21 protein-coding genes and 1 pseudogene are annotated in these 23,044 nt (G+C 45.2%); 13 read left to right on the top strand and 9 right to left on the bottom strand.

Features of this window, described 5'->3' with window-relative positions; all coding sequences use genetic code 11:
- Positions 1-222 precede the first annotated feature (222 nt).
- Together V2H45_RS18150 and V2H45_RS18145 are read right to left on the bottom strand one after the other, a co-directional pair.
- A complete protein-coding gene (locus V2H45_RS18150) occupies positions 223-1,716 on the bottom strand; it encodes a phenylacetate--CoA ligase family protein (protein WP_330485082.1) in 1,494 nt (497 codons plus the stop codon).
- A 15-nt stretch (positions 1,717-1,731) separates the two neighbouring features.
- Complete coding sequence (locus V2H45_RS18145) at positions 1,732-2,901, bottom strand: ABC transporter substrate-binding protein (RefSeq protein ID WP_408648823.1); 1,170 nt, start codon at positions 2,899-2,901, stop codon at positions 1,732-1,734.
- 273 nt (positions 2,902-3,174) lie between these two features.
- Between V2H45_RS18145 and V2H45_RS18140 the strand changes: the two genes are divergently transcribed.
- A complete protein-coding gene (locus V2H45_RS18140) occupies positions 3,175-3,720 on the top strand; it encodes a type IV pilin-like G/H family protein (RefSeq protein ID WP_330485080.1) in 546 nt (181 codons plus the stop codon).
- A gap of 329 nt (positions 3,721-4,049) precedes the next feature.
- On the opposite strand, the gene V2H45_RS18135 is transcribed toward V2H45_RS18140, so the two are convergent.
- Positions 4,050-4,964 carry a tetratricopeptide repeat protein gene (locus V2H45_RS18135; protein WP_330485079.1) on the bottom strand — a complete coding sequence of 305 codons (915 nt, stop codon included), beginning with the start codon at positions 4,962-4,964 and terminating at the stop codon, positions 4,050-4,052.
- Positions 4,965-5,319: 355 nt separating this feature from the next.
- On the opposite strand from V2H45_RS18135, the gene V2H45_RS18130 reads away from it, so the two are divergent.
- Together V2H45_RS18130 and V2H45_RS18125 are read left to right on the top strand one after the other, a co-directional pair.
- A complete protein-coding gene (locus V2H45_RS18130) occupies positions 5,320-6,471 on the top strand; it encodes a pyridoxal-phosphate-dependent aminotransferase family protein (protein ID WP_330485078.1) in 1,152 nt (383 codons plus the stop codon).
- 294 nt (positions 6,472-6,765) lie between these two features.
- Entirely contained in the window at positions 6,766-8,712 is a 1,947-nt protein-coding gene (locus V2H45_RS18125; protein WP_330485077.1) for a PAS domain-containing sensor histidine kinase, read from the top strand.
- A 52-nt stretch (positions 8,713-8,764) separates the two neighbouring features.
- Here the strand turns inward: V2H45_RS18125 and V2H45_RS18120 are convergent, their stop codons facing one another.
- Entirely contained in the window at positions 8,765-9,406 is a 642-nt protein-coding gene (locus V2H45_RS18120) for a restriction endonuclease subunit R (RefSeq protein WP_330485076.1), read from the bottom strand.
- Positions 9,406-9,657, bottom strand: coding sequence for a phosphoribosylformylglycinamidine synthase subunit PurS (gene purS, locus V2H45_RS18115; protein WP_330485075.1), 252 nt, complete (start codon positions 9,655-9,657; stop codon positions 9,406-9,408). Before purS ends, V2H45_RS18120 begins: the two co-directional genes overlap by 1 nt.
- A gap of 70 nt (positions 9,658-9,727) precedes the next feature.
- Between purS and larC the strand changes: the two are divergent.
- Positions 9,728-11,193: pseudogene (gene larC / locus V2H45_RS18110) on the top strand (nickel pincer cofactor biosynthesis protein LarC).
- Positions 11,194-11,386: 193 nt separating this feature from the next.
- Positions 11,387-12,925, top strand: a complete 1,539-nt coding sequence (locus V2H45_RS18100) for a phosphomannomutase/phosphoglucomutase (protein ID WP_408648822.1) — start codon at positions 11,387-11,389, stop codon at positions 12,923-12,925.
- Between the two features lies 1 nt (position 12,926).
- Here V2H45_RS18100 and V2H45_RS18095 read toward each other — a convergent pair whose 3' ends face one another.
- Entirely contained in the window at positions 12,927-13,082 is a 156-nt protein-coding gene (locus V2H45_RS18095; RefSeq protein WP_330485072.1) for a hypothetical protein, read from the bottom strand.
- Positions 13,083-13,214: 132 nt separating this feature from the next.
- Between V2H45_RS18095 and V2H45_RS18090 the strand changes: the two genes are divergently transcribed.
- The 6 genes from V2H45_RS18090 to V2H45_RS18065 all read left to right on the top strand — a co-directional run bounded on the left by V2H45_RS18090 (position 13,215) and on the right by V2H45_RS18065 (position 19,353).
- Complete coding sequence (locus V2H45_RS18090; RefSeq protein ID WP_330485071.1) at positions 13,215-15,092, top strand: CHAT domain-containing protein; 1,878 nt, start codon at positions 13,215-13,217, stop codon at positions 15,090-15,092.
- 20 nt (positions 15,093-15,112) lie between these two features.
- On the top strand, positions 15,113-16,075 hold the full coding sequence (locus V2H45_RS18085; protein ID WP_330485070.1) for a hypothetical protein: 963 nt from the start codon (positions 15,113-15,115) through the stop codon (positions 16,073-16,075).
- 70 nt (positions 16,076-16,145) lie between these two features.
- A complete protein-coding gene (locus tag V2H45_RS18080) occupies positions 16,146-17,927 on the top strand; it encodes a VWA domain-containing protein (protein WP_330485069.1) in 1,782 nt (593 codons plus the stop codon).
- A gap of 16 nt (positions 17,928-17,943) precedes the next feature.
- Positions 17,944-18,321 carry a hypothetical protein gene (locus V2H45_RS18075; RefSeq protein WP_330485068.1) on the top strand — a complete coding sequence of 126 codons (378 nt, stop codon included), beginning with the start codon at positions 17,944-17,946 and terminating at the stop codon, positions 18,319-18,321.
- A 33-nt stretch (positions 18,322-18,354) separates the two neighbouring features.
- Entirely contained in the window at positions 18,355-18,525 is a 171-nt protein-coding gene (locus V2H45_RS18070; RefSeq protein ID WP_330485067.1) for a hypothetical protein, read from the top strand.
- 72 nt (positions 18,526-18,597) lie between these two features.
- The gene (locus V2H45_RS18065; protein ID WP_330485066.1) at positions 18,598-19,353 is read left to right on the top strand and encodes a sucrose-phosphate phosphatase; all 756 of its coding nucleotides are present in this window, start codon (positions 18,598-18,600) and stop codon (positions 19,351-19,353) included.
- Between the two features lie 77 nt (positions 19,354-19,430).
- Here V2H45_RS18065 and V2H45_RS18060 read toward each other — a convergent pair whose 3' ends face one another.
- Both V2H45_RS18060 and V2H45_RS18055 read right to left on the bottom strand, forming a co-directional pair.
- Complete coding sequence (locus V2H45_RS18060) at positions 19,431-19,724, bottom strand: DUF1816 domain-containing protein (RefSeq protein WP_330485065.1); 294 nt, start codon at positions 19,722-19,724, stop codon at positions 19,431-19,433.
- A gap of 206 nt (positions 19,725-19,930) precedes the next feature.
- Complete coding sequence (locus V2H45_RS18055) at positions 19,931-20,614, bottom strand: LexA family protein (RefSeq protein ID WP_330485064.1); 684 nt, start codon at positions 20,612-20,614, stop codon at positions 19,931-19,933.
- Between the two features lie 204 nt (positions 20,615-20,818).
- Between V2H45_RS18055 and V2H45_RS18050 the strand changes: the two genes are divergently transcribed.
- Positions 20,819-21,388: a DUF4214 domain-containing protein gene (locus V2H45_RS18050; protein WP_330485063.1), complete on the top strand. Its 570-nt coding sequence runs from the start codon at positions 20,819-20,821 to the stop codon at positions 21,386-21,388.
- Between the two features lie 225 nt (positions 21,389-21,613).
- Positions 21,614-22,309, top strand: a complete 696-nt coding sequence (locus tag V2H45_RS18045; RefSeq protein WP_330485062.1) for a hypothetical protein — start codon at positions 21,614-21,616, stop codon at positions 22,307-22,309.
- A 276-nt stretch (positions 22,310-22,585) separates the two neighbouring features.
- On the opposite strand, the gene V2H45_RS18040 is transcribed toward V2H45_RS18045, so the two are convergent.
- The coding region (locus V2H45_RS18040; RefSeq protein WP_330485061.1) for a S41 family peptidase at positions 22,586-23,044 on the bottom strand (459 nt) is incomplete at its 5' end.

The following is a 23,044-nucleotide window of genomic DNA, read 5'->3' as shown; positions in this document are numbered from 1 at the left end:
ACTCAACGCTGATGCCTTTTCTAATGCTCTCAATCTTTTGTCCTGTACTTAGCATGCTCTCTCACTTAACCGAATCTAAAGCGTAATTTTTTAGGATAGATTTCCCATAAAATAGAAGATCGAACCACAGACCGAAACAGAATGCGTTTTAGATCGCAGAACGTCCTACATCACTGAGGACGAGTACTTTTATTTTACTAGTTTGCGTTTACCCTCAACAATTTAAGACTGGCGGGTATAGCGATGTTTTACACCTATGGGAAAATATTCAGGATCGCCAGCAGGGCTGAGCATCACGCGGGGCATTTGTTGGTTCGCAGGTACGTAATTAGCAAATTCACCATTTAATCGTAATAATTGAGCTTGGATTGCCTTTGCGATCGCTTCTACCTTATCAGCACTAGCCTCAATACTCGGAGCCATCTCTACGACGATTTGTAAAAAAGGATTGCGATCTGGATCTTGTTTTACCTGCAAAACAAACTTTCCAGTCACCCAATCTTTAATCGCAGGTTGCTCTAAGCCGACCGTGACATTCTCAGGATAAATGTTCGCGCCGAAATAAGAGACCGTAAAGTGCGATCGCCCAAACACATAGACAAAGGGCAAGGGACGCATACCGCGATCCTGTAGATGGAGCGCAGGATCGAATCCCCACTCAGCCAGAAACCGTTGCATATCGGCATAGGGAATAACGCCGCCCTCATCGGCAATGTGATAGCGCAATAAGGGAATGCCATTATTCCCTGAAAATAACAAAGTGCCATCCACAGTCTCAAAATAGCGATCGCGCGGATCGTACTGTACGAGAGTCGGCAAGCGCGATTCGCCGAATAGAGCGCGGGCAGCATCGGGATGCTCGGAAAGGAACCTACGAATGCAGATACTTAAAGGCGTTTCATTCCCTAACACACCTGCGTCGGCTGTACCGAACATAGAAGCGAAGTCATAGCAAGGATTAACTGCTCCGCTCCGTTCTCCCACTAAATTGCGCCATTCTTCGCTAAATACTTCCCCTGCAAGTACGAACTTGATCTGATACTTCTGCCATGCGATTCCTTTGGCAATCCCCGTATCGATAATGTCTTTGAGAAAGGGTGGATAGCCGAGAAGTACGACCTGCTCGAAATAGTCGCCTAGCTCTTGGACGACGCGAAAGATTTCATCTTTGTGATTACCAGGCGTAACAACGGTAATCGGATAGTTTTTACTAGCGAGATGACGGCAACAGGCAGTGGTATACATCCCCCCCACCCAATTCCCTAAGGTAAAGCAAATCACCGCAAGCGTACTTTTCCGATCCGCTGCAAAACTATCGTGGAAAATCTGCTCGAACCGCGTAGCAACCTGCAATTCATCGGTAACAAAGCGAGGGAAGAAGGAAGGTTTACCCGTGGAACCCGAAGAAACCGCCACCATATCGCAGCGATCGAGGCTGCCACCATAGCACAGGCGATCGAGGGGATAACATCTGAGATAGTTATCCTTTGTCATTAAGGGTAGGGAGCGAAATGCCTCTAGGTCTGTAATTTCGCTGCGATCGATATGGTGGGCGGCTAAAAATTCTCGATAGGCGGGAACTTCCGTAGCCGCTGCATGGAATAAATCCAGCACTGGTTTGGCAACTTCGTCAACGGACTGCAACAACTCGTCAAGTGGAGTGGTTAAAAAGGTTTGCAATCCAGCCAATGCCCTTTGAGATTTCGTCGTCACCATACTTTCTCCTGTTTTCTACTCTGCTAAGAACACAAACTTACCGCGATCGCCACTTTCCATTTTAATTTGCGCCACATAGAAGCTTTTTTGCACGATCTCACCTTCTGGTGTAAAGCCAATTTCCCCTAACGGTGTGTTGTATTTACCCGCAAGGATTTGCTGATTGAGCAACCTACGCAGTTCGGGTAGCGGCATCTGCGCGATTTTATGGGTGCGATTTAGTTCTTGTAAAGCTTCCACAAAAACCTGTATGGCGGTAAAAGCTTGGGCGCTAAATTGCGGCGGATCTTTTTTGTATTGGTTTTGATAGAGAGTACGAAAAGTCTGGTTGATATCGCTTGGGAAACCAGGACTGTAGGCTTGGGCAATCAACAGGCGATCGCAGAGGGCTTTGCAAACTGCAAAGATATTGGAAGTATTCAAGCCATTGCCACCGATAATCAGTCCTTTATAGCCCAGTTCGCGGATTTGCCTCACAAGGTTGCCCCCATCTGCCGCCAATCCTGAAATTATCATCAAATTAGGATTTAAATTAAGCGCATTACTTGCTTGGGCTTGAAAATCCGTATCGCTGGTTTGAAATTTCTGAACGGTGACCAATTCCAAACCATTTGCTTTCACTGCTGCCTGAAAAATCTCTGTTTCGGAAGTAGTGAAAGCGTCATTTTGGGCGTAAAAAACTGCCACTCTACGAATCTGAGGATCGATCTTAATGGCGGCTTTAACCGCAGTGGGAGCCACGACAGAAATCGGTGCAGAAACGCGGGCTATATATTCCCCAATCTGTGGAATTCCCTTTGCCGTATTCGAGGCTCCGATCGTAGGAACCTTGGCACGTTCGGCGATCGGGTCAGCGCTAAAGGCTTGCTGAGATGACGAAGGTCCCACAATACCGACGACTTTCTCTTTATTGATCAACGTCTGAAATGCATTGATCGCCCCTACCTCATCACCACCGACATCTTGAAAAATCAGCTTCACAAGCATGCCATCAACGCCACCTTTGCCATTGAAATAGGTGTCAGCAATCTTCGCGCCATTGACTGATTCCTGACCGAGCAAAGCCATGTTACTAGTCTGAGAAAAGGCAATACCAATGGGAACGCCCTGCTTGAAATCTGGAAGCGCATCGGAAGCAATCGGCTGAGCTGTATTTTGACCGCAAGCAGCGATCGCCACAACCATCAGAACGGCAAGGCAAAAATATTGAAACCGTCGGTAGACTGAGATTACAAGGCGAAACATCTTTTATTAGGATTGCTATAACTGAGAACCATCAATCGCATCTAATGGATAGCCTAGGTTAGACGTGATTTGTAAACAATCATATTTAGGCTAATCAAAAAATAGGATAAAACTAATCAAAAAATAGGATAAAAAGATCGAAACTCAAAAAAAGAGGGTAAGTTGTATTAGCGGTTGAAATGTAACCACTCTTAACAGGCACGGGACAAAATCATGAAATCTGAATTCAAAGCAAAACTGCTACAACACCTTCTCAGTAATAAAGATTCTGAAAAGGGCTTTACCCTGATCGAACTGCTCGTCGTGATCATCATCATCGGTATTCTAGCCGCGATCGCACTTCCATCCTTCCTTAACCAAGCTAACAAAGCTAAGCAATCTGAAGCCAGAACCTATGTTGGATCGCTTAATAAAGGTCAACAAGCCTACTTTACCGAAAAGAGCAAGTTTGGTCCTAACATCGATGTTTTAGGCGTTGGCATCAAAAATACGACAAGCAACTACAGTTACAACTCCGTAGCCAATGGTACTGGTACAACCAATACGACAGCTCTTACCAATGGTCAGTCTACTGTAGTTGCGATCAGATCCTATGCAGGTCTAGTTTCACTTTCTCAAGTAGCTGCAAGCAGTGACGTCACCAGTCTTGCAATTCTTTGTGAAGCGAATGCTCCAGGGCTTGCTGTTGCCACTGCTCCAACTGGTAACGCTACAGCTCAGCCTGCTTGCGGTGCTAACACCCAGCCTGTTGGTCAATAGTTTCCAACTAGTCTAAATCTTTTAAATATAGCTTGCTATGCTTTTTAGTCCGTAAGATAGCCTTAATGATAAGTTACGGACTAAAAGCAAAAGTCCAGCGAATTCTGGGCGAAAGGGTTCAAAACTTGCGCGAAGTTGTCTTTGAAATGCTCGCAATTATAGCGGTTAGCATTCAGCTATTAACTATTAGCTTTTTTTAAAGCCTTGCGGTAAGTATCCACAACAGAGTCCTAATTTACCTCACGATTGCTATATCTCTCAATCGATGGAGATACAGGAGTCTTAAACTTTATAAGTTCTTGGCGTTCTGTTAAAGATGTAAGTGCTTTCTACTTTAATCGCTGAATTTGTTGTTCGCTAATGTTCGCCCATTGCGTATTTTTTTGCTGATTAAAAAACATTTTTGCTTGGGTAAAAGACTGAATTGCCTCTTGCTTTTGCCCTAATTTTGCTTGGGCGATGCCAAGAGTGTAGAAAGCATCGGCATAGCCTTTTCTGAGTGCTGTGGCTTTTTGTAGCTCCACGATCGCCCGATCGGTATTTCCTTGCAACAAGAAAGCTGCGCCTAGGTTGTAGTATGCCTCTGGATAGTTTGGATCGAGCTTGAGCGCCTGCTCATAGAGGGCGATCGCTTTGGTCAGATCGCCCTTACCTTGCACGATCAATCCGAGGTTGTAATAGGATTCGGGGGACTGCGGATTGAGACGAATGGACTGCTGGAGGTTGGCGATCGCGCCATTAAAATCTTTTTGTTCTTTGAGCGCTAGTCCGAGGTTGTAGTAGGCGATCGCCAGTTTGGGTTCGAGTTGAATTGCCCGTTTGAGCGAAGCGATCGCTTGAGGTACCTTGCCACCCTGTAACAAAGCCGCCCCTAAATTGCTATAGGCCATCGCAAATTTTGGATCGAGTCTTGCTGCCCGTTGAAAAGAGTAAATTGCCTGTTGCGTTTGTCCTACTTGGGCTTGAGCAAGTCCTAAATTATAATGGGCAGCGGTTAGATTTGGATTGAGCTTAATTGCCGCTTGAAACGAAGCGATCGCCCCTTCTAGATTCCCCAATCGCACGTAGGCATTTCCCCGTTCTAAAAGCTGATCGGGGGTTTCCGATGGTTTCTGGCTAATGATTTGACGATTCACCGTGCGATCGTGGGGCTTTTGAGTTTGCGCTTGAGCAAGCAAAACTGAAAGCGGAGAAATCACCACCAAAGCTGCTAAAACTGAAAAAAACAGATAACTTTGCCTCATAGTTCCCTATAGTCCGAAAATTTGAGGGCAAAGTTCCCAGATTTTGGTTTTTTATTGTTTGCCTTGCGATTCATCACAAGGCGATCCAAGCCCCAAAATCTTGACTTCTAGCCCTAATCTATCTGCGAGCTAATCTACACCATTTCCTGAAAATTCAACAATTAACTTGAGGAATTTTTGAATCTGACCGCAATTTACAGATCGAAATAGTGAATTTATAATCTTGAAATCCAAGTCTCCATAAGGCTTTCAAACAGGCTTTTTAACTGCAATAACTTGGGGATCGCGCTGATGCATACGAGCAGTCGAACAATAGCGCTTAAAATGTTAGGACTAGATTGAGAAAAGTGGCGACATGGAAGACAAATTAATGTTGATGATTCCCGGACCAACCCCTGTTCCCGAACAGGCGCTCTTGGCTCTGGCAAAATCACCGATCGGACACCGCAGTGGTGATTTTAGTAAAGTGATGGCAGATGTCACCGCAAAACTAAAATGGATTCATCAAACCGAAAATGATGTTCTGATTTTAACGGCAAGCGGTACTGGCGCAATGGAAGCCGCAATCGTGAACTTTTTGAGCAAAGGCGATCGCGTGCTCGTAGGCGACAATGGCAAATTTGGCGAACGTTGGGGCGATGTCTGCGATGCCTATGGAATCAACGCTGAGCGCGTCAAAGCCGAATGGGGCAAAGCTTTAGACCCAGAGGTATTTCGTGCCAAGCTAGAGGCAGATACCAACAAGGAAATTAAAGCTGTCATCATTACCCATAGCGAAACCTCAACAGGGGTAATGAACGATCTAGAAACGATTAACAGCCATGTTAAAGCCCATGGCAAAGCCTTAATTATTGTGGATGCCGTCACCAGCCTGGGTGCGATGAACGTGCCGATTGATGCCTTGGCTCTGGATGTCGTAGCATCAGGTTCGCAAAAGGGCTATATGATTCCTCCCGGACTTGGCTTCGTTGCCGTTGGGCCTAAAGCTTGGGAAGCCTACAAAACCGCCAATCTGCCTCGCTACTATCTGGACTTGGGCAAAGCCAGAAAGGATGCAGCCAAAAACTCTACGCCATTTACAACTTCGGTGAATATGGTGATGGCATTGCAAGTCTCCCTAGGGATGATGCAAAAAGAAGGGCTGGAAAGTATCTTTGCGCGTCACCTGCGCCATCGCAATGCTGCCCGTGCCGCAGCGAAGGCTCTGGGTTTGGGACTACTTGCCGATGATGCCAGTGCCAGTCATTCAATTACGGCGGTCGTCCCCCCTGAAGGCTTGGATGCTGAGAAAATTCGCTCCGTAATCAAAAAGAATTTTGATATCGTCCTAGCAGGCGGACAGGATCACCTGTCTGGCAAAATCTTCCGCATTGGACATCTGGGCTTTGTCAGCGATCGCGATATCTTGACGGCGGTTAGTGCGATCGAGGCAACCTTGCAGCAACTAGGCTATACCGGGTTTACCCCCGGTGCAGGTGTTAAAGCTGCGATCGACAAGCTCAGCTAACATCTGAACCCCATACCTGCGGGGTGATTCCCAAAACTCCCCTTAAAATGGCTACAGTGTATCTAACGGTTGTGATGCGCTTAGGGGCTTGATCCCCCCCAGCCCCCCTTACAAAAGGGGGGAGAAGAATTGAGTCCCCTTTTGTAAGGGGGATGCCCGATAGGGCAGGGGGATCGAACCTTTGCGGTTAGTGGAAATGTGTATAGAAAGTAGCTCTTTTAGAGAAAGAATGCCTCCTTTTTCTAGCCCAAGCTGACTTCTAATCGGGCAGGGGGATAGAATTCTTGAAAAACTATGACAGATCCAAACGGTAATATTTCTACAGAACTGGATAAGCTTCCACGCGATCGCTTGTTTCGGCTGATCGCAGAAAATGCCTCCGATCTGATTGCCGTGATCGATCCCCAGGGCTATCGCATCTATAACAGCCCTTCCTACAGCACTTTACTGGGCTACTCGGCTTCAGAACTTCAGGAAACATGGGCTTATGACAAAATTCATCCCGACGATCAAGCCAAGGTTGTAGAGGTGGCTCAGTCCACGCTTGCCACTGGAGTTGGTAAGGTTTTGGAATATCGCATGCAGCATAAAGATGGCTCTTGGCGCATTCTCGAATCTTCAGGTAGCGTGATTCGCGATCCCCAAGGTCAGGTGGAATATCTCATGATTGTGGCGCATGATATTACCGATCGCAAACGGGCAGAAGCCGCGCTGCAACTTAGTGGGATGAGGCTACGCAAGCAACAGCAGGCACTTTTAGAACTGACAAAACATCGTGCCCTCCTCTATGACGATCTTAAAGCCACCCTGCGCGTCATCCTAGAAACCGCGACCCGCACGATCGAATGCGATCGCGTCAGCATTTGGCTCTATAAAAACAACCGTACCAAAATCTGGTGTCTCGATCTTTATCAAAGCAGTAACCGTTCCCATGCTTCGGGCGTGGAGTTAGAGAGAGAATTAGGCAAAGAGTTAGGAAGGGAAGCCGATCCCAAGAATGCCGATTTTATCGAAGCCATTCAGCTACTCATCCGACCAGAAGGGAATTTGTCTAGCGATCGCTTACCTTTCATCCCAGATTACGTAGATACCTCGATTACCCCAACACCAACCTTTAGAGAATCCGCCAGATTAGACATTCCCCTAAGGTTAGATGGGCAAAAAGTGGGCATGATTATCTACGAACATCCCGACCCGACTCGTGCCTACGCCCTAGAAGAACAAAACTTTGCCCACTCGATCGCCGATATTGTGTCGCTTAGTATCGAGCAGTGGGAACGTCGCCGCACCGAAAAAGAACTGCGCACCAATGCCATCTCTGCCCATGCTCAGGCACAACAACTGGAAACTGCCCTTGCCAATCTCAAACATACGCAGGCGCAACTCATCCAAAACGAAAAAATGTCCAGCTTGGGGCAACTTGTGGCGGGCATTGCCCATGAGATCAATAACCCTGTAAATTTCATTCATGGCAATCTCAACCATGCCAGCCGCTATGTCCAGAGCCTTTTTGAGCTAATTACGCTTTACCAGAAACATTACCCCACACCTGAGCCAGAAATTCAGCAGGCAATGGCGCAGATCGATCTAGAGTTTTTGTTGAGCGACTTACCCAAAATGCTTGCCTCTATGCGTGGGGGAGCCGATCGGATTCGGCAGATTGTTTCGTCCTTAAGAAATTTCTCGCGATCGGATCATGATGGCAAAAAGCCCTTCGATATCCATGAAGGTATCGACAGCACCTTAATGATTTTGCAAAATCGCTTTAAACCCTACGGCGATCAAAAGGAGATTACGGTGATTAAGGAATATGGCAATTTGCCCCAAGTGACTTGCCTCGCAGGGCAGATCAATCAAGTGTTTATGAATATTCTCAGTAATGCGATCGACGCGCTAGAGGAAAAGCAGCAACAGCAAGCGATCGCGCCAGAAATTCAAGAAATTCAAGAAATCCAAACCGAAGCCGAGCCTAGCACGATTACGATCCGCACCGAGATGCGATCGAACGTCTCCATTCCCTCCGTTGTAATTCGGATTGCCAATAACGGCATCGCCATTCCTCAAGCAGCACAAAGCCGACTATTTGACCCCTTTTTTACCACCAAACCTGTCGGTCAAGGCACAGGCTTGGGGCTTTCGATCAGCTATCAGATCGTGGTTGAAAAACATCAGGGTAAGTTATATTTTCAGTCTGAGTCAAACAAAGGCACAGAATTTATCATTGAGTTGCCTGTTGGGTGAATGTTTCGCAATTAGAGAGCGCCGCACAGCCTATAATTCATGTCAGTTTGGACTAAGCTGCAATCAGCGCGCAAATCGCTTTGAGAACTTGAAGTAATTGCAGCGATCGCTCGGAATTAATCAAGCTTAAATCTGGCAGTAATTGATAGATGGGCGGATTGCCCTGACTGAGATAGACAAACTGATAGGTGACTCCATTCGTCGTCAATCCCCATACCGTGGGTTGATTTTCTAAGCTTTTGTAAGCATAGGTAAGTAGTTGTGGCAAACCTGTTAATGCCGCAATTTCACTGTTTTTAGCCTCAATGACCAAAACCCAAAAAGCAGCCTCGGCTTTAGAGAGCGCTTTCTTAACAGCGAGAATATCCATCCTGCCCTTGATGGTCGTATCTAGATCGGTAATTTCGATTTCGGCTATGTCTTCTTCCAAAGAAATTGCCAATGGTGATTTATAAAAACCAGCCAACTTCATCAACGGCGCGATTACTAAAAACTTTACCTGCCCTTCAGAAACCTTGCCACTTGTAACATAGTGTCGAAAATCATCTCTAATTTGGGTCAGTTCTCGTTGCTCAAATTCTGTCAGGGGTTGTAAAGACAGTAGATCGCCAAACGAGCCATCAAATTGCTCCTGGAACCCAAAAAAGGTTTGAACATCTTCCAAAGTTAAGTTCTTTGCCTGTAAGGTAACCATTATAATGCCTCCACCAACTCGAAACGATAATTTTCAATGACGGGATTGGCGAGTAATTGGTCGCAGGCTTGATGGAGCCGATCGCTTGCCTCAGACTCATCGGTAGCATCTAAAACCATTTCCACATACTTACCGATGCGGACAGACTCGACGTTGTAGCTCATTTGGGTCAGCGCCGATTGCACCGCAGTGCCAGCGGGATCGAGTACGGATGGTCGTAGGGTAACAAAAACTTTTGCCTTATATTTCATGGCCTTATATTTGATTTATGCGATCGCAGTCAACAGCGATAATCATATCAGTGCTCAGTAGTCAGGAATTATGTCAAACATTGCATATTGGGATTGTCATGCCGGAATTGCAGGGGATATGTGTTTGGGGGCACTGGTCAGTGCTGGGGTTCCGATCGATTACCTCAACCTAGTCATCGATCGCTTAGGGTTGAGTCAAAAAGTTAAGATCCGATCTGAGCTAGTGCTTCGCTGCGGTCAAGAGGCAACGAAGGTACATGTTGAGTTAATACCCGACGACAACAGCATGAATCCCGATCGCGAGGCGTTGCCAGAGGAATCAGCCCCACCAGAACCCGACCATTCCCACGATCCTGCCCACAAACACACCCACGAGCATTCTTCAGATCATGACCACGAGCATCCTCACGATCGCTCACAGGATCGCAATACCAGCCATGATGCCCACACTCATCATCGACATTTACCAGAAATCGAAACCATGATTCGGGAGGCAAATTTACCGCTCAAGGTGGAATTTTGGAGTTTGCGTATTTTTCGGCGTTTGGCGATCGCGGAGGGTAAAGTGCATGGCATTGCCCCCGAACAGGTGCATTTTCATGAGGTGGGGGCTTTGGATGCGATCGTCGATATTGTTTGCACTTGTGCAGGGTTAGATTGGCTGGGCATAGACCAGTTATTCTGTTCGGCATTGCCTACGGGTGGTGGCTTTGTAAAATGCGAACATGGTCGAATGCCCGTGCCTGCGCCTGCGGTTTTAAAGCTTTGGGAACTGCATCAAGTCCCCGTATTTAGCAATGGCATTGAAAAGGAACTGGTGACACCGACTGGCGCAGCGATCGCGGTTTCGCTTTGCGAGTCCTTTGGTAAGATTCCCAATCTCAGAATCAAGAAAGTAGGCTTAGGGGCAGGTACGCGAGATTTAGCGATTCCCAATATTGTGCGCCTGTGGATTGGCGAGGGAGAAGATTCGCTTTCAAATGTTCAGGATCGAGGGGAAAAGCATAAAGATAAAAAGCACAAGCATAAACAGGATAAAAAAAAATCCTTAAAATAGTTTCCCAACCCTATGCAGTCCAATCTCCACAGCAGCTTGAGGTCGTTGCTGTCCTTGAAACCCAAGTAGACGATCTCAGCCCCCAAGTGGTTGCCTATGTAATGGAGCAACTTTTGCATCATGGGGCGTTGGATGTGTTTACCCAAGCGGTGGGTATGAAAAAATCTCGCACGGGGTTGTTGTTAACTGCGATCTGCCCAAGCGATCGCGCCCAAATCTGCGAACAAGTTCTCTTTCGAGAAACCACAACACTGGGGATTCGCCATCGCTTGCAAGAACGTACGATTTTACCGAGAGAAATTCGCTGGGTGGATACAGAGTATGGGAGAGCAAGGGTAAAAATCACTCAACGCAGCGACATTTACACGGTTCACCCTGAGTATGAGGACTGCGCTCAATTGGCACGACAGCATCAGGTTCCATTGCTACAAATTCAAAGAGCTGTTCAGTCAGCCGGAGAGGGTTTAATCGCAATATGATCGTTCAACAAGATTTGGGGCAACAATAGAGTTGGAAAGCCTAATCTGTGGAATTTACAAAAAAGTACGGCAGAAATGAAAATGTGTATTGTTTTTCTTTGATTTGTAGTGTTGCTCTGGTTGCGGGGTATCAACTGAATTTGGTATTAGTTGGTTATATCAAAGGCGAACCTTAACGATCCAAAGAATTATGATGCAAGACTTTAACTGGAAAAAGCTTCAAAATGGCTCAGATATTCGCGGTATCGCCCTCGAAGGGGTTCCCGACGAACAGGTTAACCTCACCCCTGAGGTCGCCAAAATATTGGGGCAAGCCTTTGCAATCTGGCTAACGCAAAAAGTTAGTAAAACCACTTCAGAATTAACGATTTCCGTAGGGCGTGACAGCCGTCTCTCTGGCCCCGCGCTGATGCAAGCCGTAATCGATGGCATTACCTCCGTCGGTAGTCAGGTCTATGATTTTGGGATGGCTTCGACTCCTGCCATGTTTATGAGTACGATTACCACTGGCTTTAATTGCGATGGTGCGATTATGCTCACCGCCAGTCATCTCCCCTTTAATCGCAACGGCTTAAAGTTTTTCACCGCTCAAGGGGGCTTAGAGAAAAAAGATATTACCGATATTCTAACCCTAGCTGCGAAGCAAGACTTTGAACTCTCCACAGCTACGGGAGTCATTACCACCCAAGATTTCATTTCTGTATATGCCAACCAATTTGTCCAACAAATTCGTGCTGCGGTGAATCATCCCGACAATTACGAGCAGCCTCTAAAAGGATTAAAAATCATTGTCGATGCTGGCAATGGTGCAGGTGGATTCTATGCCGATCGCGTGTTAGTACCGTTAGGAGCCGATACCACTGGAAGTCAGTTTTTAGACCCCGATGGAACCTTTCCCAATCACGTACCCAATCCTGAAGATAAAGCAGCAATGGCATCCATTTGCCAAGCAGTCATTCACCACCAAGCTGATTTTGGTATTATTTTTGATACGGATGTCGATCGCAGTGCTGCCGTCGATCGCTCAGGCAACGAACTCAATCGCAATCGATTAATCGTTCTCATTGCTGCAATCGTTTTACAGGAACATCCTGGTTCCACAATTGTAACGGATTCCATTACCTCGGATGGCTTGACACAATTTATCGAGCAGGATTTACAAGGAGTGCATCATCGCTTTAAACGCGGCTATAAAAATGTAATTAACGAATCCATTCGCCTCAATCAAGCTGGGCAGGAATCTTGGTTGGCAATTGAAACCTCTGGACATGCAGCCCTAAAAGAAAATTACTTTCTCGATGATGGCGCTTATTTGGTGAGCAAACTCTTAATCGAACTGGCAAAGTCAAAACTGGCAGGCAAATCCTTAACAGATTTAATCGCAAATTTAAAGGAACCCGTTGAGAGCGAAGAGTTTCGCATCAAAATCGGTGTGGAGGATTTCAAGTCCCACGGCGATCGCGTCATTGAGAAACTCCAAGCATTTGCCTCAAGTCAGCCAGACTGGAAAATTGTCCCCCATAACTATGAAGGCGTGCGAATCTCTTGCCCATCAGCAACCGAAGATGGTTGGCTTCTATTACGCCTATCACTCCATGACCCCGTTATTCCCTTAAATATCGAATCTAATGTAAAAGGGGGTGTTGCCCATATCGCGAATAGACTATTGGGCTTTTTCCAAAATATAGAATCCCTCGATCTGTCTTCTCTTCAGCAAAACCATTCAACCTAAATCACAAAATCTTCTGTTCGTGTAAATTCCTTGCAGCCCCGATCGCGATCGGGGCTGCAATTAGGGTTTCAATTAAGTTTTGTAAATAATAGCGTAAATCCCCTACAAACCAATGATGACTGAGTAAGTGCCAAATCAATGGCACTTTTAACTGCATAACCCCGCGATCGCCAGAGCTAGGTATAGGTAATCACCATACTTTTCTAACTTTGTGGAGGTGGCTTAGTGACAATCCTAAAGGAAATGTGCATGATGTGTTTGTAGGTATTTCGATGGAGCGATCGCCAGTATGGGGAAGCTAGTAACCCTCAAATTTAGTGACGGTAATTTTGAACAGGGCTTTACGGTGACAATTCAGATCGGCGAGGAAGGAGCGCACCCGTCGTCAGAAATTTCTGCGAGTTTGCCACCTTTTACAGAGCTACCGCAACTATATGATGCTTGGCAAGCGTTATATTTGAGCATGGAACTTCCCTCCCGACTGTTTGCGGCTGAAAATGCAGTTACCCATGTTTCCTTTATTGAAGATTGCTACGATACTGCGGAGAAACTAACGGAAAAGCTCAACCAATGGCTGCAATCCCCGTCTTTTTTACCTGCGAGGGAACTTCTTTCCGATAATATCCAGCGAATGGATGAAGTGCGCGTACTTTTGCAATCAGGAAATTCCTATTTGCAGCGAATGCCCTGGCACCTATGGGACTTATTCGATCGCCGCTACCACAAAGCAGAAATTGCGATCGCCGCACCATCCTACTCCAGTGTCGAACCCGTAGCCCGAAAGTCCGATAAAATCCGCATTTTGGTGATTCTTGGAAATAGTGAGGGTATTGACGTAAGCAGCGATCGCGCCATGCTAGAACAGTTACCCAATGCCGAAGTAACGTTTTTAGTCGAACCCAAGCGACAGCAACTGAATGATGAACTATGGCAGCAACATTGGGATATTCTCTTTTTTGCGGGACATAGTGATACCCAACAAGATATCGGGCGCATCTATATCAACGAGACTGAGAGCTTACGCATGGAACAGTTGCGTTATGCGCTCAGAACAGCGGTGACCAATGGGCTGAGATTGGCAATTTTTAACTCCTGTGATGGGTTGGGCTTGGCGCGATCGCTGTTTGACCTACATATTCCACAGGTGATTGTCATGCGCGAACCCATTCCCGATCTGGTAGCACAGCAGTTTTTACGTCACTTTTTAGAAGCTTTCTCAAGTGGGACTTCTTGCTATTTATCGGTGCGCCGCGCTAGAGAGCGACTACAAGGAATCGAAGACCAGTTTCCCTGTGCGACTTGGCTACCTATCATCTGTCAAAACCCCGCAGAAATACCTCTAAAATGGTCAATTCCAGAACCTGAGAAACCACCAATTCAACCAGCAATTGATGTTCCGCCACCCCCTATAGGGAATTTCAATCCACCTCAAGTTAATACTTCAAATCTTGACAGAAATAATCCACCTTCTAATCCTATGCCGATCGCGATCGCCCCGAATCCTACAAAAAACAGAGAGAGTCCGATGAAAAGGAAAAGGTTATTCCGATTGCCGCAAACCTATATATTACTGGCTGGCACAGCCATTGGGTTGACCTGTTTTATCGCTCTATTGCGTCCGCGTCCGATTGTCCTAGCCAGTGGTGGCGCGATCGCAGCGATCGTGTTTGGCGCTTGGTCGTGGCAAGTCAAACAAGAATTTGCTTGGTTGAATGAAAATAACTTGCTCGATCGCGAAGTGTTTGGCTCGAAACTGGAAGCATTAGAGCGCACATCTTTGGCTACTGGCATGCAGTGGCGCAGGGCAAAAGCCTGGGCAAAAGAGACCCACACCTTTGCCGAACAAATTGTTGAAAAAGAGCCAGATCTAACCGTGGAAGTTTTAGAAACCTTGGATACGGTTTTGGCACTGGCAGAACAAGTTACCGATGCGATCGCGGCGGCAAGTCAAGTTAGGTCTGAGAACTATCGAGTCTTGGCACAAAGACGACTACAAGCGAGTTACGATCGCCTCCAAGCAACTCACGAACTTTTACAAAACTTACAAGATCAAGTTCTTTTACTGTCATTAGATCGCAATACTTCAAATCTCAAAGTAGAACTTCCCGCACAGCTAAGGTTGGCGATCGATACGAACAAAATCACATTGCAAGCAAATGAAAAGTAAGTAAAAGGGAGAAATTTACTATGTCTTCTGCATCCTCCAAAAATATTAGTTATAGTGCCCAAAAGCTCATTATTCACATCTCTTATCCTACTGGATATATACTTGCTGCCATTGTTTTCTTGCTTGTTACAGATGCATCTTGTGGCATCAATCTAGCAATTAATCTACCTATTTCTTTTATAGATGAGTCTCGCTTAATAGCAAAATCTTTGAACTCTTCAAAGTTGATTTGCAATCGTACTACAGATGAAGTTAGCTGCTCCTTAACTGGCACTAGTCTATTTGGAAATGTAGAGAAAGCAATCAATTCTAAATATGGAAGATTAATTAAGGTTGACAGAAAATCTACTAGTATTATTAGTGATAGAGAACCTAATGGTGTTTCTAGATATGTTGTTAGGGATGATTTATTAGTACTTATAACTGAAAAAGAGGAAATTACTATTTATACCTCGCCTGACTTACTTAGTCTGCAACAGGAGAAATTAAGAAGCTTTTTGGAAGATAAAACTCAATCTGAAGTTGTAATTCAAACTAAAAAATTATCAGATTTCAGCTTCTTGTCTTCATTTTCGCATTCGCACTATATAATAATTACCACAACTTTTATATATACCTTAATATTTTTGTGCTTAGCCATTCTGATTGGATATAAGCTAAATGCAAAAACTTACATTTTTGACAATGAAAGCGCAAAGTTAAGCATTTTGAGAACTTACAATAGGGATCTCTTGTTTGAAATTTCGCTTCAAAGAATCAAGGAAATTTATTTGGAAAAAGAAAAAGAAATAACAAATAAAGACCTTCAGATAGATGTCAAGCCTGTTTATAAGATCCATATCTATGATGAAATGCATTCTTTATTACTTTCAATATATTTTGAGGGATCTGAAATTTCAGCAGATGAAGTTCATGAAATCGCCAATTCGATCTGTTCTTTCTTAGGACTTGAATCCTATAAAACAATTGATAATTCACAGTGAATACCTAATTTTGACGATTGATTTTCACAAATTTATTTTAAATTGAATAAAAACTAGAGAGGAAAGATATATGGAGATCAAAACAAGTAGTAGAAGTATGAATAAACTGCGCGATCGCTTCCTAAATCATCTCAAAATCAAGTGGTCGCTTTGGTTTGCGATCGGGCTTTGCCTTAGTTTAGTTGCCTGTGGTGCGCCTAAAGTCGATTCTTTTGACTCTGCTTACAAAGCCGTACAAGACTATTTCCTTCCAAAAGTCAAAATCGAGCAAGCCCTAATTTCTGATGTGGTCGCCGCTAGATACACGCCCAATAACATTCAAGAACCACTGCCGAAACTTGAGAGTTTTCCACTCTATGGAGCCCAACCTAGCAACGATCCTAAAAGTGTCTATGTTGAGATTTATAGCTCTGCTGAAAAAGCCAATGCCTTAAAGCAAGACGAACGCTGGTTAGTAGATGTCGCCGAGGCTTTTAATGCTAAGAATGTGACGACGAGTTCTGGTCAAATCATCCGCGTTGGAGTTCGGAATGTTGCTTCAGGCTTGGGCGAAAGGCTGATCGCATCCAAAACGGTCAAACCAGCGGCATATACGCCCTCAGCCGAACTTTGGATAGAGATTCTCAAAAGTGATGGTATTACACCCAAAACAATTACGAACGTACTGCAACCCAATGGTGCAGGCTTTGTGCTTAGAGGCGATATCTATCAAGAACTATCAAAGGGAGGTGCGGTGACCTTCGATCGCCTGTTGGATGCAATTACAACGGGTAAACTTTCGATTGGCTATCCCAACCCCTATTCTAGTTCCACTGCTCTAAACTTGCTTTATACAATTCTCTGGCAAGCGGCGGGACACAATCGCGACAAGCAACCGCTTACCGTTCAAGACTTACAAGTGCCGCAAGTCAGCTCTGTCTTTGATGCATTTCAGAAACAGGTCGTCACAACATCAGTGACAACGCTTGAGTTAAAAGAAATTTTCATCCGCGACCAGCAAAAGATGCAAGCCTTTCCCCTAGATGGCGTGGCTTATGCTTCATTAAAAAAACTACCTGGCTTTGACCAAGTTGCCTATGTTCCCTTTGGGATGCCTCATAATGCCCCCTTAGTTGGGTTTGAGTGGAATACAGCCGAACAACAGGAAGGGTTGCAAAAGTTTGCAGAATTTGCTAAGTCAGAACCCATGCAAAAGTTGGCTCTGTCGGAACCCTCGATCTTGGAGCATATTAAGCGCAACGATCTGCCCTCTCTTACCTCTGGCGAAGTTTTAAAAAATGCTCTCTCGTTTTGGAAAAAGCGTAAGGATGGCGGTCGCACAGTGTATATGATGCTGGTAATCGATACCAGTGGTTCGATGAATGGAGCCCGCATCAATGCGGTGAAAGAAGGCTTACGCATTGCCACCAAAGAAATCAACGCTGGCAATCAAGTTGGATTAATTACCTTTAGCGATCGCGTTAAAAATGTCGTCAACCTTGCCCCCTTTGACACCTTGCAACATCAACGCCTATTAGCGGCGATCGATTCTCTGAGTGCAGATGGCAGTACCGCTCTTTATGACGGTGCGATCGCAGGTTTAGCCCCACTGATGGAACGGCATAAGGCAGATACATCAGGGCTTTTTCGTTTGTTATTGCTCACCGATGGAGAAGTGACTACGGGCTTAAAGTTTGAGGATGTGAAAGAGGCGATGAAGTTTAGCGATGTTCGCATTTATCCGATCGCCTATGGAGAGGTAAATCAGAGCGAACTTTCAGCGATCGCTGCTTTGCGCGAGTCTACAGTGCAGGTTGGCACGCCACAAAACGTACAGAATTTGCTTAAAGAAATCTTTCAAACCAATCTTTAAACCCAGTTTTAAACCTATGAATAAACTCAATCGCAAACTCGCTACTACCCTTGGACTGGGATGGTTGGGATTTGGAATTGTTGGTGGTGCGATCGCTTTTGCCCTCCCTCCATCGCAAATTACCGTTCTAATCGATCGCAGTTTTTGTCCGCAGGATAAGTGGCAAAAAATCTCTCAGAACTATGACGAGCTTTACCAGCAACACCAAAATCGCGATCTGCAAATCAAACAAGTCATTGTTTTTGGCGACCTCGGGCAAGATGTTCTGTCTGGAGTTCCTGCCCCAGATGTCGTGCGATCGCTCAATACCTACGGACGCTTTAATCTAGAACGGCAGAAGCAACTACAAAGTACCTATCCCCAAGCGAAGTTGCTCACTTGCCAAGCACCGTAAACAGCAAACAAGAGAGTCACGGAAGCGATCGCTGTGCCAATTCCTCAAGCAGATTTTCAGCCATTTACCCCCTATATCGTTTCACAATCTAAACATTGGAGCCAGCGATCGCGATCGTTGGCAAATATTGTCATCCATGCATCCCCAAATCCCAGCCAAGTAGCCCTCCAAGAATTTACGTCAAACCGATATAGTTATGTTTAAGATGCCTTTTAAGTGAGAAAGATCGTCTGGACTGATTTTTCGCAAAGCTTGGCAAACGTAGACTAGACCAACATGAGATTTTTACTTGTAACAGACCTAGACAACGCATTGATTGGGGATAACCGAGCAACGATCGCACTTTATCAAAAGCTAATTCCCTACCGCAAACGGTTTTGCCTGATCTATGCAACGGGGCGATCGATGCTCTCGGTTAAAGATCTGACTCGTAGCTTTCAGAAAATGACAGGGGATTGGCTCTTAGAGCCAGATTATCTCATCACGGGTGTGGGCAGTGAAATTTACGGTCAAGACGGGCTCGATCGCGAATGGGCAGAGCGTCTAACCAAAAACTGGCAACGTACCGCGATCGCTAACCTACTCAAATCTTTTCCCGATCTATCTTTGCAACCACCCAGCGAACAAAATCTTTGGAAACTGAGTTACTATGTCGAATCTAGTCATAATGCCGCAGCGGTTGAGTCCATTCGTAACCTATTGACCAATGTGGGGTTGCCCGCACAAATAGCTTTTAGCAGCAATCGCGACCTAGACATTTTGCCCGTCAACGGTGGCAAGGGAAATGCTGTTAACTATTTGCGATCTAAATTAGAGCTTTCCATAGATGCGACCCTGGTATGCGGAAGCTCTGGCAACGACATCAGCTTGTTTGAACAACAAACCCTTGGCGTAATGCTTAGCAATTCTCAAAAAGAACTGCTCGATTGGCATCAATCTCATCGCCTCTCTCAACACTACCTAGCGCGATCGCCGTATGGATGGGGAATTATTGAGGCTCTCGACCACTTCAAAATGCTTGCTTATATGTAGAGAAAAGCACGCACAAATCCTATCTTTTGGCTAAAAAAGATCCTGAGATAGATAATCAGCTTTGTGGCGAAGTTTGCTCAAACCAACGTGACACCGGGCGGAAATTCCTCAAAATCTAGCATCTGCGATTGCTCGGTCACGGTTAGCTCTTGAGGTTGACACCATTGCAGCCTGACCGCAATGCCTTGAGCACCTTCGTGGATCAGATCCTGGACGAAACCATCTTGCAATGCTTCAGCTTCTTCAGCACTATCGAAAGCACCAAAGAAATATAAGCAGGGAGGCTGAGCAGAAAAAATTTCGATCCACCAACCCAACTCAGTTTTTGGGTTGCTCATTTTAGGATGAAAAGTGAGGCTTGGAATAGACATAAACCCTCTCCAAATCTTAGTAATGGGCTAAAAATTTATCTTGATTCCCCCCTTAATTACCCACTCCTTCATGCCACACTTACAGCATAAGCCAGATATCGTAGAAATATCATGTATTTTTGTTGTTAAAAAAGTTGATTCTTGAATATAAAACTTCTATAAAACTTCAAAATACTTAATCAATATTCAAATTCAATCTGTAAATTCTAGAGTGGATGAATCACATTCGTAACCACACCCCAAACAAAGAAATCCATTTCAGGGGAAATTTTTAGGGGCTGGTAGTTAGTGTTGTGTGGTAATAGGAATAGTCGGTTGGCATCTAAACTAATGCGCTTGACCGTGAGTTCTCCATCCACAACCGCAATCACAACCTTGCCATCTACAGCTTCAAGCGAGCGATCGACAATCAGCATATCCCCAGGATGAATTCCCGCGTCAATCATGGAATCCCCCGTTACTCTTACGATAAACGTAGCAGCGGGATGCCTGACTAGATGGCGGTTGAGATCGAGTTTTCCTTCTACGTAATCTTCCGTAAACGCGGGTGAACCAGCCGATACTGGATTCATGTAAAGCGGGAGTCTATATCGCGTCGTGCAATCTGGGCTGAAGATATCTTCTACAATTGTGCCAATTTCAGGACTAATTTCTGGCGTTCTCGTTTTCGCATTTCGCCTCACATGCGATCGCATATCTACCGTTTTATCGTTCTCGGTAGTTGCATTTGTAACTGTTTGATCTGGCTCTGTTGGAGTGGATGCCATCTTAAGCAACTCAGGCAAAAGTTCCAGCTTACTGACTGGCAAGCGTACAGCTTTAGTTTGTTCGCCATATTTACCGCTCCCCTTAGGGCGACCGGAACCTTCTCGTTTCCCACCACGTCCCATACAATGTAGCCAATGTTTGATAGATGTACACCAATCAAATTATCATATCAGGGTTTTGCTGAGTTGACTCGCTCCTTCACAACGGTGAAGCCAAAAAGTTGAAGGTCAAAACGCCCAACTGAACGATATGCAGATGATGTCCTATAACTGATTGGCTCATTATTTCACTCACACACAATCAGGAAGCCTGAAGAGGTCAAGAATATGAATCTTATGAAAATTAGTTCGATCGCGGCGATCGGAATAGCCACAACCTTAGCCGCAGCAACTCCTGCTTTTGCCGACAGATCTGACAAGAGAGTCTGCGTTCGCACGGATGCTGGTCAAATTGTTTGTGGGCAAAGAGTTGACTCAGACGATAACTACAACAATGGCGGCTACAACAACGGTGGCTATAACAATGGCGGCTATAACAATGGCGGTTACAACAATGGTGGCTATAACAACGGTGGCTACAACAACGGTGGCTACAATAATGGCGGACAACGCGTAGCCGAGCGTCAAATCAACCAAATCTATCGTGATGTTTTAGGACGAGATGCAGATCCATCAGGCTTGCAAGGTTGGTTAAGAGCCGCAAATGGTGGTACTTCCCTGTTGAATATCCGTAAGCAAATTGCTGACAGTCCTGAAGCCCTCGAACGCATCAATCAGCTCTATGTAGAAATTTTGCGACGACCCGCCGATCCTGCTGGGCTCCGCTATTGGGTTAGTGTTTTGGAAAGAGGCGGAAACCTCGTTCAAATCAGACAGCAACTTTTAGCGCGTAGATAGATAGCTTCTCTGCTTCTCTGTGAGGGGGGAAAGTCTAGGCGATCGCAGATTGCCCATGCCTTAAAAACACACAACGAAATTTACTCTAGCCAAAATCGTTTGATTTATGTACAATAATCAAATGGTTATTTACTAGGGTATTTTTCGTGCATTTGGGTAACACTTTGGACGACACCTTAATGAATGGCTGAGCAATCTATGAGACATCATTACTAGGGCTTTACCATGCGAATCCAGCAAATTATCTCAGACCTCAAACAGCCTTTTCCTGTGAGCGATCATCAAGAATGTATTAGTGACTGTGGTACGAAGTGGTTCTATATTCCTTGGCAAAAGATTCGCGATCGCCTCGATCGCATTTGCCCTGAGTGGCAAGTTAGTTATTCTGACCCCATAGCAGTTTCAGGCTACATCACGGTACGGTGCATGTTAACGGTCGCTGGAGTTACCCGCGAAGCCACGGGAAGCGATAAAGCCTATCAACTGGCAAATCAGTCAAACAATTTTTCATTTAACCAACGTGATTCTCTAGGTTTGGATGTGTCCCGCCATCTTGAGTGCAACCCCGATCGCGCCATGATCAATGCTTTTGTGAATGCTGCCGCGCAATTTGGTATTGGTGACTATTTGAATGATGCTCAGTTTATGGCGAGATATTTGCAGCGGCAGCCTCAATTACCTAGCATGATCGAAAGCCACTCTATCTGTCTTGCCTATCCCAAACGACCTAGCAGCAGTGCAAATTCTCGCAAAAATCACCATTCAACTTCGCAGGATTTGCGACAGCAGACAAAGAAAGCAGAGATGATGGAAGTTACGCAAATTCTTCGCAAACTAAATAAAAAGCACAGATCGCCACTGCGTATCGGTTTAAATTTCCTACAATCTGCCACACCAAAGCCACGCACAGTTCATAAATAACTTGAATTCGGGAAATCCTTCTATCTATAGGAAGTAAGCTTTCTTCCCACTCTTTAAATAGGCTGTCCTGCGAACAAAATAACACTTTGGAATTCATTGGATGGTCAACTGCGAACTCTTTTGAATAAAAAATTCTTAGGGTTGCTCTGAGGAACATCAGTTATTTGCTGATGTTCCTCAATCTGTTGGGTAATGTTTTGCTCGTTATACATCGCTCCAATTTGATACAGGAGAGATACTTCTCTCTGCATAGTAACGTAGATTCAATTCATTATGCTAATAATGATTTAGAAGAGAAAATTGCTGCAAAAGAGAAGAAATCCATTGATAGCAAGGCTTTGAGGTAAGTAAATTGTTGGGAACTTGCTTTGCCAACTCTAAAAAGAACACTGCGTTTAATTCAGACCATTGAAGCCAAGAGACTTGATTAACAGAGCATTGTATTGGAGAAGAGGTCTCAAATATTTTAGACTTCAAAACTTCTAGAGCCTTGACATACTGTAGGTCAGCAGATGTAGCATTCTGCTTTAGCCTTATAAGTTCTTCCCATCTGGATTTATCCATAATGCATTCAGTATTAGGAGCAACTCCCTTACCATTAATGTCCAGACCACTAGGCGGCAACCACTTAGCAATTGTTATCGCAAGTCGAGAGCCATCTTGAAGTTCATGAACCGCCTGTATAGAACCCATTTGAGATCTTAAGAAGTGGCTGCAAGTCTCTTCAGCATTAGC

It is taken from the genome of Tumidithrix elongata BACA0141 (assembly GCF_036349135.1).
In the GTDB taxonomy this organism is placed as follows: domain Bacteria; phylum Cyanobacteriota; class Cyanobacteriia; order Pseudanabaenales; family Pseudanabaenaceae; genus Tumidithrix; species Tumidithrix elongata.
This window is presented reverse-complemented; position numbering and strand designations above follow the sequence as displayed.